The organism is Bacillus sp. AR4-2 (assembly GCF_008274865.1).
Classification (GTDB): Bacteria; Bacillota; Bacilli; order Bacillales; family Bacillaceae_G; genus Bacillus_A; species Bacillus_A cereus.
This window is the reverse complement of sequence record NZ_CP031062.1, coordinates 1407826-1421820: the sequence shown is the minus strand read 5'-3', so window position 1 is coordinate 1421820 and position 13995 is coordinate 1407826. Positions and strand designations below refer to the sequence as shown.

Genomic DNA, 13995 nt, shown 5'->3' with positions numbered 1-13995 from the left:
TTTTGCAAATTCTATACTACAAAGATGTAGATAAATCATTATCAACGCCTATATTATACGATTCTCCTTTATAATTCAATATTTTTAAGGAAATTGTTACTCTTAAAATGTGAAAATCTGATGAAACTTGACAATTTACAACAATGTATTAGATAATGACTGTTTATTTTTCTATTTTATAATAAAAAAAAACAAAAAATCCCTCTACAATGAGAGGGATTTTTTCTTATAGTATAATCGCAATTAATCCGCCAGATCCTTCATTAATAATTCTTTCTAGCGTTTCTTTTAATTTATATCTAGCATTTTCTGGCATTAAAGATAATTTCGCCTGAATTCCTTCTCGAACAATCGAGCTAAGTGAACGTCCAAATATATCAGAATTCCAAATTGATAACGGGTCATCTTCAAAATCTTGCATTAAATAACGAACTAATTCTTCACTTTGCTTTTCAGTACCAATAATCGGCTCAAACGTTGACTCTACATCTACTTTAATCATATGAATAGATGGCGCTACCGCTTTTAACTTCACACCAAACCTTGAACCGTGACGAATAATTTCTGGCTCATCTAAGCTCATATCCGCTAATGCAGGTGCTGCTACACCATATCCTGTTTGCTTAACCATACGCAGTGCATCCGCCACTTGATCGTACTCTATTTTCGCATGAGATAAATCGAGCATAAGCTTTAATAAATGATCTTTCCCTCGAATTTCTACTCCTACTACTTCTTTTAAAATCTGATCATATAATTCATCTGGCGCATATAAATCAATCTCCGCCACACCTTGCCCCATATCAATGCCAGCTAGGCTCGCTCGATCAATAAATTCATATTGACTAAACTGCCAAACAACGCGATCCACATCACGAAGACGTTTTATATCCTTCACAGTCTCTTGAACTGCTTCTTGATAACTTTGACGCAACCAATGCCCTTCATTTAGCACCATTACCCAACTCGGAAGGTTCACATTCACTTCTAATACAGGGAATTCAAATAGCGCTTCACGAAGTACATTATATACATCTGTTTCTCTTAAACTCTCCACACTCATTGCAATAACCGGGATATCATATTCTTCTGATAAACTTTGGCGTAATTGCTCTGTATCTGGATGATACGGCTGTACCGTATTAATTATCATAATGAAAGGTTTTCCTACTTCTTTCAACTCATTTACAACGCGTTCTTCTGCCTCTATATAATCTCTTCTTGGAATTTCACCAATTGTTCCATCTGTTGTAATTACAACACCAATTGTTGAATGTTCTTGAATTACTTTACGCGTGCCGATTTCTGCAGCTTCATGGAATGGAATAGGTTCTTCATACCAAGGGGTATTAATCATACGCGGGCCATTCTCATCTTCATAGCCCTTCGCTCCAGGAACCGTATATCCAACACAATCTACTAATCGAATATTCACTTCAAGTCCTTCATCTACTTCGATAGAAACCGCTTGGTTTGGAACAAACTTCGGTTCCGTCGTCATAATTGTACGACCAGCAGCACTTTGAGGCAATTCATCCTGCGCTCTTTGACGGTCAGACTCATTCTCAATATTTGGAATAACTACAAGTTCCATAAATTTTTTAATGAATGTTGATTTCCCTGTTCGAACAGCTCCTACAACTCCAAAATAAATATCACCGCCTGTTCGTTCTGCAATATCTTTAAAAATATCTACCTTTTCCAAGTGATTCCCTCCCTCAAAATTTTTGGGAATAATTCCGCGTTTATAGTCAACTAATACCTTCTCTAACGTTGCCTATAATATCTGATATAATATAATGGTATTCTAGAAGTTCGGACAATATATCATATAATTTTGTCCAATTTCATATGACTATTAAAAAATATCTTTTGTTTGCATCGTAAGTTGTATAACATAAAAAACCTTTCTTCTAGAACTTATTCACTAAAAGAAAGGTTCATGACTTATCATTTTAAAAAAATTGGTTCTCCGTCCTTTACTGTGTACGGTAAAGAATAAGCTGGTACAAACGGGGAACCTTTCGAAAGTATATTTCGAATATCTTCTCCCTCTGTAAACTGCCCTTCATTTTTTTTCAAAGCGTCATATAAGTCGATTCTATAATCAACAAAAACTTCTCCTTTTTCATTAATTACAAAAGGAAGTCCTTTACCAGAATATGGACTTGTCACTTGTGGCACATCTTTATATCCTAGTTTTTTGAAATCCAATTCATATACACCATCTGAAATTACTTTTTTAAAAGGTGGATATTGATGTTCATCACGATACATCCTAAGCTTTAAAGATAGTTCCTGAATTTGTTCAGCCATCCTAACATCAATTAACTTTACTGTCGGATTTGTTTCAACGTCTATTAATACGTATTGATATACTCCTCCACTTTCATACGCATTCCCTGGCGCTTCTTGTATGTAACGCGGGGCAATCTGTTGAAAATCGATTGGATACTTTTGATAAATAGGTGTACTCATATCCCTCGTCTTAATTGGCAATATCCCATCATTTTGCTCCTTAAATGTCACAACAGCTTTTTGAACAACCTGTAGCTGATCTTCATAAGGAACCGCATTTTGCTTCATATTTTCTTTCGGATACAGACACCCCGTTAAAAGGCTCATACAACAAAATATTAAAATAATATGGAATTTTTTCACTAGCATCACCTTTTCATACTAATCTAATTTGCTCCGTATGTAGTATTTTCGAGACCATTCCATTTACTGCTGTACAGGTCCACTAAATACAACAAGAAAAATAACAATTCCTGACACAATCATAAGGGTGTACGCTACTAACGCTGTAATCCCTTTCAAAAATTTATTCTTTATTCTATGTCTACTTAATAAAATAAAACTTACTGCAAAAAACATAAATCCAATTGCCCCTAAAGCCAACCACATTTTCATAAGCCCTTCTGACATATACACACCCCTTTTTATTAATCTATTTTTATACTATTTTAACAAATTAAAATCTTTAAACAAATACAAAAAGAACATTTTACTACAAATCGCGAGTATGTAACTTTAATCAATAGGTTTTCCAGCATTTCTCACCAATCTAGGCAAAAATAAAACCGAAGCGATTGTATCTCTCGCTTCGGTTGACCAAATATGCCCAAAAACAGCTCTATTCCCATTCTTTCATGGCTATCATATGCAATCTCCAAACTCTTTGTTTCTCATAATTTATTTTTTAAACATTTTGCTTAACGAGCCAAAATCTGTTGGCATATTATTATTAATAATCGCTTTTACAATTTGATCCTCTTGCTCTTTCGGCACTTCACGTCCCGCCATAAGAGCCACTTGATGAATTAATTGACGAAGTACAGTTTCATCACGTAAATTCGCATTTTGCACGGATGATGCTAATTTAAAAATATCCTCTTTATTTACTTTCGCTTCCTTCTCAATATTATTAAAAATATTATTATCCATTCTTTTCACCCTCTCCTCAAGTTACTCTTCATCCTATGCAAAAATGAAAAAATGGTGAAAAGACCCAAAAAATAAAAAAGCGACAGAAGTACAAATGTACTTCTGTCGCTTTTCTTTACAGTAAATCAGGTATAGCTTCCACTTCATGTTTTCGAACACGTCCCATCAATGAGCCTACTGCATCTTTTACGTTATTCCCATTGAACAGCACGTCATATAAAGCAGCTGTAATCGGCATTTCAACTTCCATTTTCTCTGCCAATTCATGAGCAGCTTTCGTTGTTCTTACACCTTCCACAACCATACCCATGCTTTCTAACACTTCTTCTAAAGAGTGTCCTTTTCCAAGCATATTTCCAGCGCGCCAATTTCGGCTATGAACACTTGTACAAGTTACAATTAAGTCTCCCATACCAGTTAGACCAGCAAACGTTAACGGATTCCCGCCCATTTTTCTTCCTAAACGAGCAATCTCTGTTAAACCACGTGTCATCAATGCCGCCTTTGCATTATCACCTAATCCAAGACCATCAGTTATACCAGCAGCTAATGCGATAATATTTTTTAACGCACCACCAAGTTCAACTCCAACGATATCTGGATTTGTGTATACACGAAAATAACTATTCATAAATAAATCTTGTACTTCCTCAGCCGCTTCCATACGCTTTGCTGCAGACGTAACTGTTGTCGCTTGTCGTAAACCGACTTCTTCAGCATGACTCGGTCCAGACAGTACAACAACATCTTTAATTAAGTGCTCTGGAATTTCTTCCTCAATCACTTCCGAAATACGTTTTGACGTACCAGGTTCAATTCCTTTGCTCGCATGAATCCAAGTAATTGGTTCAGTAACAATTTCTTTCATCTCTTGTAATACATCTCTGTACGCTTTCGTTGGTACTACTAGCAGTACTGTATTTACATCTACTAATGCTTCTTCTAAAGAAGAGTAGGCTACGATTGTGCTTGGCAATGTAATGCCTGGGAGATATCGACTATTCTCATGTTTCGTATTAATTTCATCCATAAGTTCTGGGCGATTTCCCCAAATACGTACATCATGTCCATTGTCAGCTAATACCATCGCTAACGCTGTTCCCCAGCTACCTGCTCCTACTACTGTGATTTTTGTCATAAAATCACATCCTCTCCATTAGTCTCTTGCTCTAGCGATAATGTGAATCGGCGTTCCTACGAAGCCAAATGATTCACGTAAGCGATTCTTTAAGAAACGCTCATATGAGAAGTGCAATAATTCTGGATCGTTTACAAACACAACAAATGTCGGTGGTTTTACCGCAACTTGTGTTGCATAGAAAATTTTCAGACGGCTACCATTATGAGTTGGCGTCGGATTCATCGCTACCGCATCCATAATTACATCGTTTAATACGTTCGTTTGAATACGGATACTATGACTTTCATTTACCTCATCGATAACCGGTATTAATGTTTGTGTACGTTTTCTCGTTTTTGCAGATAAGAACACAATTGGTGCGTATTCTAAGAATTGGAAATGAGCACGGATATTTTCTTCAAATGCTTTCATTGTTTTTTCGTCTTTTTTCACTGCATCCCATTTATTTACAACGATAACAACAGCTCGCCCTGAATCATGAGCATATCCAGCGATTTTTTTATCTTGCTCAATAATTCCTTCTTCACCATCTAAAACGACTAAAACAACGTCAGAACGTTCAATCGCTCTTAGCGCACGAAGTACACTATATTTTTCTGTACTTTCATACACTTTTCCTTTTTTACGCATACCAGCTGTATCAATAATTACATAATCTTTTCCATCTTTACTATATGGTGTATCGACAGCATCACGAGTTGTTCCTGCTACATTACTAACAATTACACGCTCTTGACCAAGAAGAGCATTTACAAGTGATGATTTCCCTACGTTTGGACGTCCAATTAAAGAGAAACGAATTGTGTCTTCATCATATCCGTCTTCTTCAATCTTTGGAAAATGTTGTGCAGCTTCGTCTAGTAAGTCACCTAACCCTAATCCGTGTGTACCTGAAATTGGGAATGGTTCGCCAAATCCTAATGCATAAAAGTCATAAATGTCACTGCGCATTTCCGGATTGTCCACTTTATTTACTGCAAGTACAACCGGTTTATTTGAACGATATAAAATTTTTGCAACTTCTTCATCAGCTGCTGTTACACCGTCACGACCGTTTGTCATAAAAATGATAACATCCGCTTCATCAATTGCTACTTCAGCTTGTTGACGAATTTGTGTCAAAAACGGCTCGTCTCCAATATCAATTCCGCCCGTATCAATAATGTTAAATTCATGATTTAACCATTCTCCAGCGCTATAAATACGATCGCGCGTTACACCTGGAATATCTTCTACGATTGAAACTCTTTCTCCAACAATTCTATTGAAAATAGTAGATTTCCCTACGTTCGGGCGACCTACTATCGCTATTACTGGTTTCGGCATATACTTTCATCCTTTCAACTTGCTTCTGTTTATTATGTAAAAAACCCTTCTTTGTGCAAGAAGGGATTTGCATTCCAGAATATTTCTCAACGTATCAAAACACCTTACATTATAACACACGTTGCTAATGTTTCACAATAATATATACATTCTCTTGTAAGCGATGTGCAATACCATCTAAAATTGCTTCTAAATTATTTGCAACAAATTCTAGTTCCTCCGTCGATTCGCAAACGAATAAAGGAGCACCACCTGCAAATTTTTCTGGAGTCGTTGTTATAACTGCCAGAATAACACTTTCTAACATCATCTCTTATCTCCCCTTCCTTTTGGGGCTTCCGATGACATATGGACAGCACTTTCTAACGTTGGTACATTTCCTATGACACCTATCGCTTTCTCTGCATCTTGATCTTGCGGCAGGACAAAAATCCCAACCCTGCCATCCTCTAAATCACGCTTTGCTAACGGTACAAGCGCTGGTGTACCAGAATCTCTATAAATCCCTAACGCTACTGAAACATCGTGTAAAATAGCTTGTCGTTGCCCTAAATTTGAGATTGTAACCATCGCATCAATTGATTTCGGCTTTAAAATAAAACCCATACCATATTTCATAATTTCTTCTTGTCTTGCTGGCAATCCAATATTCATAATGTAAATATTGTCAATATAAAGCCCTGCTCCTTCAAAACGAAGCGGAACGTGCTCAATTTCAACAAGATCATGTAGCCTTTTACCAGACATTAATTTTTTCGCGATAAAAAATGCGATTATAGCCATAATTACTCCTGCAATCCATGAACGGAATCCTATATACGCAAACGTCGTTGCAAACGACGTTAACATTGCCAAATAGTTGCGACTTTCAAAAACCAATGCAATTCCTTCAATGTATGTATTTCCACGCGGTACGAGCTCATACCCATCTAATTGTTGAAGCGTATTTCTTTCCATATTACGTACATCACGAAATTGTGTCGCTGCTAATGTAAGAAATGTAATGGCAGAAAAATCTTTTTTCAAAATAGACGGGATTGCAATCGCTCCTAAAGCAGCTGCAATTAACCCCATTGCAATATGAATAATTTTCCCATGTAGCCTCGTCGGATATTGCCGCGTATCCGTCCGAAGCATTAGCACCCTTGTAACTGTCCCCGCTATTACGCCGCATAAAATGGCTGGTGTATATTCAGTCATGTATTACCCTCGCCTTTCTTTTACGTGTTTTTCTCTTAAACCGTTCCATGTATACTGATGCTTTTGCAATCCAAAACAATATTGCCATGAATAATGTAGAAATGGCGACGATATCAAAAAATGCTAAACTACCGTAATCATATGGAAAATTCAATTTCCTAAAAATAAATGTCACTAGCAGCTCTCCTTGTAACATCCCTACATATAGAGAACATAATCGTAATATGCGATCCCCATGCAATAACACCGATGCATACACAAGAGCACTACTTAGCAGAAACACTCTATCCACCACAATCCAAATCGGATCATATATTTCTAACAGATGAAAACTTGTATATAACATTGCAATAATAAGTGCCGAAAGTAAGCTATACACTTTTTTCCAGACAGAATATAGCGTGATCCCTATAAAAGAAATAATACAAAGTAAAAGAGCATTTACTGATACCACGAATGAGGCAATCGTTACATGTAACGGAGAGCAAATTATAAAAATCAGTATACAAGCGCCTAACTTCCACCGGATAGGGTCCTTTTTCATAAAAAAGGTTACAATGATCCACCCTATCCAAGCTACAAAATAAAAAGTACTTCCATCCATCAACTTCACCTCCTATGTTTTCCATTATGGGAACTTTTTATGAAAGTTAATCCACTTTATTTACGCATAGTTTTTTCTTATAACAGCAACACTTTTAACAAGGAGGTGTTATTCATTATGGGTAAAGATCGCCAAGAACGAAAACTACGAGAATCACGCCGCGTTGAATCCGATCGTGATCAATCACTACAATATCCAGGTGCAACTGGACTTGATACACCAGAACAGGCTCGAAAACAAAACCAGCACTAATTAATACAAAAAGACGGTTTCTATATTGTACGAAACCGTCTTTTACATAATCAGTTTAATGATTTCTATTTATATTGAAATAATATTTCGCGCACTATATCCTCCCATTACTTCTTTTTACCTTCACCTATTCCCATTAAAAATTAAGTTCTCTCCAGTAATTCGACAACACACCATCTACATTTTTCAACCCTTTTTCAATTACAATTTTTACGAAATGATATTTTTATATAATGCTAATTCCATTCTCCACTTTATATTACGAAAAAGAATAGAACAAAAAAAAATCAACCGAATGGTTGATTTTTTATCTCCTACTATAATGCGCAGTATCAATACCACGCTGCATTAACCAATGATATGTTTCACCCTTTACAACAAGAGGTACAGATTGCAACTCTTCTATCGTCTTCGCACCAAGAGCTGTCATTATAAATTTCAAATCTGTATGTAGAAGCTCAATTTCATCTACTAACTTCTCGATACCATCTTGCATTAAAATACGTAAAAAATAACCAGCAAACGCAGTTGTATTCGCCCCTAATGCGATTGCTTTCGCTACGTCAAGCGCTGTTTGTATACCCCCAGATGCAATAAAAGAGAGGTTATTATTTGTAGAGGTTGCTTCAATAATCGAGGTTGCTGTTTGTATGCCCCAGTTATTAAAATAAGAAAGCATTCGCTGTCTTCTTTCGTTTTCAACAGCAGCAAAATTCGTACCACCTTGCCCACCAATATCAATTGCTGTTACACCTACGTTCACTAACTGTTGCATTGTTTCCTTACTCATCCCAAATCCAACTTCTTTTACAATGATAGGAACTTTACTATTTAAAACAATTTTCTCAATGCGCTGAAGTACTCCAGTAAAATCACGGTCTCCTTCTGGCATCGTTAACTCTTGTATGACATTTAAATGAATTTGTAATGCATTCGCTTCAATCATATCAACGGCGCGCTCTGCCTGCTCGATAGTTGCCTCACTACCTAAATTAGCAAAGAAAATACCATTTGGGTTTACCTTTCTAATCACCTTATAAGAAGCAGCTTCACTTTCATCTTTTAACGCCGCCATTTGCGAACCTACAGCCATAGCAAGGTTATGATGTTTCGCTACGTATGCTAATTGCTCATTAATATGTAACGTTTTCTCTCCTCCACCACCAGTCATCGCATTGATAAAAATCGGCGAACTTAGTGAAAGTTCGCCGATTTTTGTTTCACATGTTATTGTGTCATAATTTGAATTTGGCAAGCTTTGATGCACAAAATCAATATCATGAAAGCCATGCGTACGAGACTGACCAGTAGAAAGAGCGTATTCAATATGATCTAATTTACGTTTTGCCCTTACCACTTGTACCCCTCATTATTTCTTTAATTTTTTCAGTTGTTCACCAATAATATCACTTAATTGGAAAGTAGCAGAATCAGCATTTGGCTCATACTGACTATAATCTTCAGTTACATTATTTTCCTCAAGCGCTTCTTTTATACTTAAAGAAATACGTTTCTCTGCTACGTGAACTTCAAGTACTTTCACTTTTACTTCTTGTCCCATTTCCAATACTTCATTCGGATTTTTCACGTGACGATTTGCAATTTGAGATACGTGTACAAGCCCTTCAACGCCCGGTAAAATCTCAACGAATGCACCAAATGTAACAAGGCGTTTTACTACTCCCTCACGAATATCTCCAGCTTTTATTTCGCCAGCAACGTTTTCCCAAGGTCCTGGTTGAGCTGCTTTAATTGATAAAGAAATACGTTGTGTATCAGCATCAACAGATAACACCTTTACCTTAACCTTTTGACCTTGCTCTAACACTTCAGAAGGTTGCTCTACACGTTCGTGTGAAATTTGTGAAATGTGAACTAAACCGTCCACTCCACCAACGTTAACGAATGCGCCAAAGTCAGTTAATCGTTGTACTGTTCCTTCAACAACGTCCCCTTCTTTTAATGAAGAAATTGCTTCTTTTTTCTTAGAATCTAGTTCTAATTCTACTACCGCTTTATGCGAAAGGATTACACGATTTTTTTCACGGTCTAATTCAACAATTTTCACCGCTAATGTTTTACCTTTATAGTCAGTAAAGTCTTCTACATAATGTACTTCTACAAGTGAAGCTGGAATAAAACCGCGAACACCAAGGTCCACAACTAATCCGCCATTCACAATATCTTTTACAGTAACATCAAATACATGACCAGAAGTAAATTTCTCTTGTAGTTCTACCCATGCTTTTTCTGCATCAACAGCACGTTTAGATAAGACAAGATCATCTTCTTCTAATTTAATAATTTTCAACTCTAGTGTTTGATCTAATTCTACAACATCGCTTGCTTTTTCAATATGAACGTTAGCTAATTCACTAATTGGAATTACGCCATCTGTTTTGTATCCAACATTTACAAGCACTTGTTTCTCTTCAACCTTCGTTACAGAACCTGTAACAACGTCACCAACTTGTAATTCTTTTGAATCCATAACTTCTTCATTCATTTTCTCTACCATGGAAATACCTCCCTACAGAATTGACAAAGCATTTTTTATGTATATACGAAATGAAAACAAAGTTTTCATTTGCATGTTTAAGAATTTCTCATCACATACTCTTTTTCAATAACATTCACAAGAAAATATATTAAACCTATATAAATAGTATACAGCAAAACCAGCTTGAAAAAAGTATGTTTTGAAATATAATAGCGAATATATTCTGACAGTTTCATTCCTCTTTAACTAACTTCTTACAAATCAGCTCATTTGTCAAGGAAAGAGACTCACAATTCACGTATCCTTTACATTTCTATTTAAACAAAAAAAGAAAGAGGACTATCCCCTTTCTTTATTTCGCAAACACTCCAGAAACAATGCTCATAATTTTTTGGACAACTTCTTCAATTGATAAAGAAGTCGTATCTAATTCCAATGCATCATCAGCCTTTTTTAGTGGAGAAACTTCGCGTTCTGAATCTAATTTATCACGCTGAGCAATTTCTTCTTTTAGCTGCTCTAAATTAGAATCGAAACCTTTATTTAAATTTTCTAAATGTCTTCTTTCCGCTCTTTCTTCAACAGAAGCAAGCATAAAGATTTTCACTTCAGCATCCGGTAATACATGTGTACCAATATCACGGCCGTCCATTACAACGCCGCCTTTTTTCGCTAACTCTTGCTGACGACGTACCATTTCTTCACGAACAAGGCGATGTTTCGCTACAATAGATACTCGATTCGTCACATCAGGTGTACGAATTACTTCAGAAACATCTTGTCCATTTAAAAATACAAGCTGTGTATTTTCTCCTTGCTGAAACTCAATATTTACATTCTTTACAACTTCCATTAACTGCTCTTCATTTTCAATGTCTACTTTTTGTTCAAGGGCTGCATATGTAAGCGTACGGTACATTGCGCCTGTATCAATATAAACGTAAGAAAGTTCCTTCGCAACAACTTTTGCCACTGTACTTTTCCCAGCAGCTGCTGGACCATCTATAGCAATTGAAATTCGTTTATCCATTGTAACACCTCATTTTTTCACTTATAAAACAAAACGAAAAGCAGGTGTTCACCCTGCTTCTTCTCATTTGCTTCACGTCATTAAATCCTCAATTATTGTAGCATAATCCTTCATAGAAGAAAATGAAAACTACCTATTCACCTGCAAGATTTCCACTTTGTTTTTTACCATGACACCCTCATAATAAACAATTTTAGATAAATATTTCACTGATGACTTATGTATAAATAACAATTGCACAATAGAAAGACAAATGAATTGTATTATTAATATACGAATAAAAATTCTCTCCATCTTTTTCACCGGAATTCTTCCCTCCTATACTATATTTGCACATTTCGTTTCATAATTTTATACATCGTACATATAGCAGTTAATTTTATTGTCATTTTCGAGGCATACTTTTATACATTTCCATTGTCGAATTTACTCAAAACATGTTATGTTCTAAATGTATTTTTTTACTTGAAAGGGGTATAAGCATTGAAAAGAATCCTAGTTTTACACACAGGTGGAACAATTGCAATGGAGGAAGATAAAGAAACTGGGGTCGTACAACCAGGTGAAAAAAATCCTCTTTTAAAATTCATTCCTGATTTAGAAGGCGATGTTGATTTAATCGTTGAAGATGTGTTCCACCTACCATCTCCTCATATGACACCGAGCGAAATGTTACAATTACAAGTCATCATTGATGAAAGAGTAAAACAAGACAACATTCATGGCGTAGTCATTACGCATGGCACGGATACATTAGAAGAAACAGCTTATTTCTTAGATTTAACAGTACAAGCAACTATTCCGATCGTAGTGACAGGTGCAATGCGCTCTAGCAATGAGTTAGGTGCTGATGGTCTATATAACTTCTTATCAGCTGTAAAAGTTGCTAGTTGTGATGAAGCTGCAGAAAAAGGTGTTTTAGTCGTATTAAACGACGAAATTCATTGCGCTACAAATGTAACGAAAACACATACAAGTAATGTTGCAACATTCCAAAGCCCACAATACGGACCAATTGGAATGGTAACAAAACGCGGCGTTGTCTTCCATCACGCTTTAGTACATCACGAAACATATACGATAAACAAAGTGTCTAAAAATGTAGTTGTTCTAAAAGCATATGCTGGCATGGATGATACATTATTAGCAGCAATCGAAAATCTTCCTGTAGACGGCATTGTTATCGAAGCTCTTGGACAAGGTAATCTCCCTCCAAGAACACTACCTAGTCTAGAAAGATTATTAAATAGAGGTATTCCTGTCGTATTAGTTTCTCGCTGTTTCAACGGTATCGTTCAAGACGTATATTCGTATGAAGGTGGCGGTAAACACTTAAAAGATATGGGCATTGTATTCACATACGGCTTAAATGCACAAAAAGCACGCATTAAATTACTTGTTGCATTAGAGAATACAAATTCTCATGAATCCATTCAAAATATGTTTATGCACGAATAAAAAGGAGCTGTCGAGGTTTTCCCGACAGCTCCTTTTTATTTTTCTCTTGATGCAATGGTCTGCGCAATCGCATCTCCATGAAATCTTCCGTTCTCGATAAATATTTCATTTGCATTATTTCCAGCAGCAATGACACCTGCAATGAAAATATTTTCAGCATTCGTTTCCATTCTATCCTCTGTATAAATTGGACGTCCTGTTTCTTCATCAATCTGAACACCCATCTTCGTTAAGAAGCTATGATCAGGATGATAACCAGTCATCGCAAATACAAAATCGTTTTTGATTGTAAGAGCTTCACCATCAACTGTAAACGTTAATGTATGCTCAGTAATTTCTTTCACATGAGCCCCAAAATGCATTTGAATTGTACCATTTCGTACTAACGCCTCAAATTCCGGCAAAATCCAAGGCTTTATGCTTGGTGAATACTCACTTCCACGATACATTACCGTTACACGTGCACCAGATTTAACAAGTTCTAACGCGGCATCTACACTCGAGTTTTTCCCACCTATAACTACTACATCTCGATCAAAATAAGGATGCCCCTCTTTAAAATAGTGAGCTACTTTCTTCAATTCCTCACCTGGAACATTCATATAATTTGGATTATCATAATATCCAGTTGCTACAACAATATATTTCGCTATATATATTTCCTTACTTCCGTCACGCTTTGTCGTCTCAACCTGAAAAACTTCTCCATCTTTTTGAACTTTCTCCACTCGCTCAAAAGCATTTACACGTACAGATTTACGTCTTACTACTTCACGATAATACGCAAGCGCTTGATTTCGAACTGGCTTACGATTTTCTGTAATAAAAGCTACATCACCAATTTCTAATTTTTCACTAGAAGAGAAAAATGTTTGATGAGTTGGATAATTATAAATGGCATTTACAATGTTTCCTTTTTCAATTACTAACGGATTTATCCCTACCTTTTGCAACGAAATTGCAGCCGCTAATCCGCACGGACCGCCTCCGATTATAATAACTGTTTCTTTCTGCATACTCGTCCACTCCTAGTCTTC

The 13995-nt window shown here is 36.2% G+C and carries 16 protein-coding genes; 2 read left to right on the top strand and 14 right to left on the bottom strand.

The annotated features are described in order from the left end of the window. Positions 1 to 226: 226 nt before the first annotated feature. The 9 genes from spoIVA to DN399_RS07405 all read right to left on the bottom strand — a co-directional run bounded on the left by spoIVA (position 227) and on the right by DN399_RS07405 (position 7718). Positions 227 to 1705: a stage IV sporulation protein A gene (gene spoIVA, locus DN399_RS07445; RefSeq protein ID WP_000416519.1), complete on the bottom strand. Its 1479-nt coding sequence runs from the start codon at positions 1703 to 1705 to the stop codon at positions 227 to 229. 245 nt (positions 1706 to 1950) lie between these two features. Further along, positions 1951 to 2661: a hypothetical protein gene (locus DN399_RS07440; RefSeq protein ID WP_000713407.1), complete on the bottom strand. Its 711-nt coding sequence runs from the start codon at positions 2659 to 2661 to the stop codon at positions 1951 to 1953. Between the two features lie 63 nt (positions 2662 to 2724). Next, positions 2725 to 2928 carry a DUF2768 domain-containing protein gene (locus tag DN399_RS07435; RefSeq protein ID WP_001289008.1) on the bottom strand — a complete coding sequence of 68 codons (204 nt, stop codon included), beginning with the start codon at positions 2926 to 2928 and terminating at the stop codon, positions 2725 to 2727. A 267-nt stretch (positions 2929 to 3195) separates the two neighbouring features. After that, on the bottom strand, positions 3196 to 3447 hold the full coding sequence (locus tag DN399_RS07430; protein WP_000369754.1) for a stage VI sporulation protein F: 252 nt from the start codon (positions 3445 to 3447) through the stop codon (positions 3196 to 3198). A 115-nt stretch (positions 3448 to 3562) separates the two neighbouring features. Beyond that, a complete protein-coding gene (locus DN399_RS07425; protein ID WP_000161763.1) occupies positions 3563 to 4585 on the bottom strand; it encodes an NAD(P)H-dependent glycerol-3-phosphate dehydrogenase in 1023 nt (340 codons plus the stop codon). Between the two features lie 18 nt (positions 4586 to 4603). Next, complete coding sequence (gene der / locus DN399_RS07420) at positions 4604 to 5914, bottom strand: ribosome biogenesis GTPase Der (protein WP_001125893.1); 1311 nt, start codon at positions 5912 to 5914, stop codon at positions 4604 to 4606. Between the two features lie 124 nt (positions 5915 to 6038). Continuing rightward, positions 6039 to 6224: a capping complex subunit for YIEGIA gene (locus DN399_RS07415; protein ID WP_000979059.1), complete on the bottom strand. Its 186-nt coding sequence runs from the start codon at positions 6222 to 6224 to the stop codon at positions 6039 to 6041. Further along, positions 6221 to 7114 (bottom strand): YIEGIA family protein, encoded by an 894-nt coding sequence (locus DN399_RS07410; RefSeq protein ID WP_000141596.1) that lies wholly within the window; start codon positions 7112 to 7114, stop codon positions 6221 to 6223. The genes DN399_RS07415 and DN399_RS07410 overlap by 4 nt, the downstream gene beginning before the upstream one ends. Continuing rightward, complete coding sequence (locus DN399_RS07405) at positions 7107 to 7718, bottom strand: YphA family membrane protein (RefSeq protein WP_006924441.1); 612 nt, start codon at positions 7716 to 7718, stop codon at positions 7107 to 7109. Before DN399_RS07405 ends, DN399_RS07410 begins: the two co-directional genes overlap by 8 nt. 117 nt (positions 7719 to 7835) lie before the next feature. Here DN399_RS07405 and DN399_RS07400 point away from each other — a divergent pair, with 117 nt between their 5' ends. Then, positions 7836 to 7970 (top strand): YpzI family protein, encoded by a 135-nt coding sequence (locus tag DN399_RS07400; RefSeq protein ID WP_000513900.1) that lies wholly within the window; start codon positions 7836 to 7838, stop codon positions 7968 to 7970. Between the two features lie 307 nt (positions 7971 to 8277). On the opposite strand, the gene DN399_RS07395 is transcribed toward DN399_RS07400, so the two are convergent. The 4 genes from DN399_RS07395 to DN399_RS28035 form a co-directional block, all read right to left on the bottom strand. After that, positions 8278 to 9327, bottom strand: a complete 1050-nt coding sequence (locus DN399_RS07395; protein WP_000251036.1) for a type 2 isopentenyl-diphosphate Delta-isomerase — start codon at positions 9325 to 9327, stop codon at positions 8278 to 8280. Positions 9328 to 9339: 12 nt separating this feature from the next. Further along, entirely contained in the window at positions 9340 to 10488 is a 1149-nt protein-coding gene (gene rpsA / locus DN399_RS07390) for a 30S ribosomal protein S1 (protein ID WP_000229559.1), read from the bottom strand. A gap of 334 nt (positions 10489 to 10822) precedes the next feature. Beyond that, positions 10823 to 11500 (bottom strand): (d)CMP kinase, encoded by a 678-nt coding sequence (gene cmk, locus DN399_RS07385; protein ID WP_000361252.1) that lies wholly within the window; start codon positions 11498 to 11500, stop codon positions 10823 to 10825. 129 nt (positions 11501 to 11629) lie between these two features. Beyond that, positions 11630 to 11803, bottom strand: coding sequence for a YpfB family protein (locus DN399_RS28035; RefSeq protein ID WP_000738054.1), 174 nt, complete (start codon positions 11801 to 11803; stop codon positions 11630 to 11632). A 180-nt stretch (positions 11804 to 11983) separates the two neighbouring features. Between DN399_RS28035 and ansA the strand changes: the two genes are divergently transcribed. Continuing rightward, positions 11984 to 12958, top strand: coding sequence for an asparaginase (ansA, locus tag DN399_RS07380; protein ID WP_000822010.1), 975 nt, complete (start codon positions 11984 to 11986; stop codon positions 12956 to 12958). Between the two features lie 35 nt (positions 12959 to 12993). Here ansA and DN399_RS07375 read toward each other — a convergent pair whose 3' ends face one another. Next, a complete protein-coding gene (locus DN399_RS07375) occupies positions 12994 to 13974 on the bottom strand; it encodes a YpdA family putative bacillithiol disulfide reductase (RefSeq protein WP_086389311.1) in 981 nt (326 codons plus the stop codon). Positions 13975 to 13995: the final 21 nt, after the last annotated feature.

What these genes read in the sequence shown, in the direction of transcription:
- DN399_RS07435 (WP_001289008.1), bottom strand. Translation starts at nt 2,928, where the DNA reads ATGTCAGAAGGGCTTATGAAAATGTGGTTGGCTTTAGGGGCAATTGGA.
- DN399_RS07430 (WP_000369754.1), bottom strand. Translation starts at nt 3,447, where the DNA reads ATGGATAATAATATTTTTAATAATATTGAGAAGGAAGCGAAAGTAAAT.
- DN399_RS07425 (WP_000161763.1), bottom strand. Translation starts at nt 4,585, where the DNA reads ATGACAAAAATCACAGTAGTAGGAGCAGGTAGCTGGGGAACAGCGTTA.
- der (WP_001125893.1), bottom strand. Translation starts at nt 5,914, where the DNA reads ATGCCGAAACCAGTAATAGCGATAGTAGGTCGCCCGAACGTAGGGAAA.
- DN399_RS07415 (WP_000979059.1), bottom strand. Translation starts at nt 6,224, where the DNA reads ATGATGTTAGAAAGTGTTATTCTGGCAGTTATAACAACGACTCCAGAA.
- DN399_RS07410 (WP_000141596.1), bottom strand. Translation starts at nt 7,114, where the DNA reads ATGACTGAATATACACCAGCCATTTTATGCGGCGTAATAGCGGGGACA.
- DN399_RS07405 (WP_006924441.1), bottom strand. Translation starts at nt 7,718, where the DNA reads ATGGATGGAAGTACTTTTTATTTTGTAGCTTGGATAGGGTGGATCATT.
- DN399_RS07400 (WP_000513900.1), top strand. Translation starts at nt 7,836, where the DNA reads ATGGGTAAAGATCGCCAAGAACGAAAACTACGAGAATCACGCCGCGTT.
- rpsA (WP_000229559.1), bottom strand. Translation starts at nt 10,488, where the DNA reads ATGGTAGAGAAAATGAATGAAGAAGTTATGGATTCAAAAGAATTACAA.
- cmk (WP_000361252.1), bottom strand. Translation starts at nt 11,500, where the DNA reads ATGGATAAACGAATTTCAATTGCTATAGATGGTCCAGCAGCTGCTGGG.
- DN399_RS07375 (WP_086389311.1), bottom strand. Translation starts at nt 13,974, where the DNA reads ATGCAGAAAGAAACAGTTATTATAATCGGAGGCGGTCCGTGCGGATTA.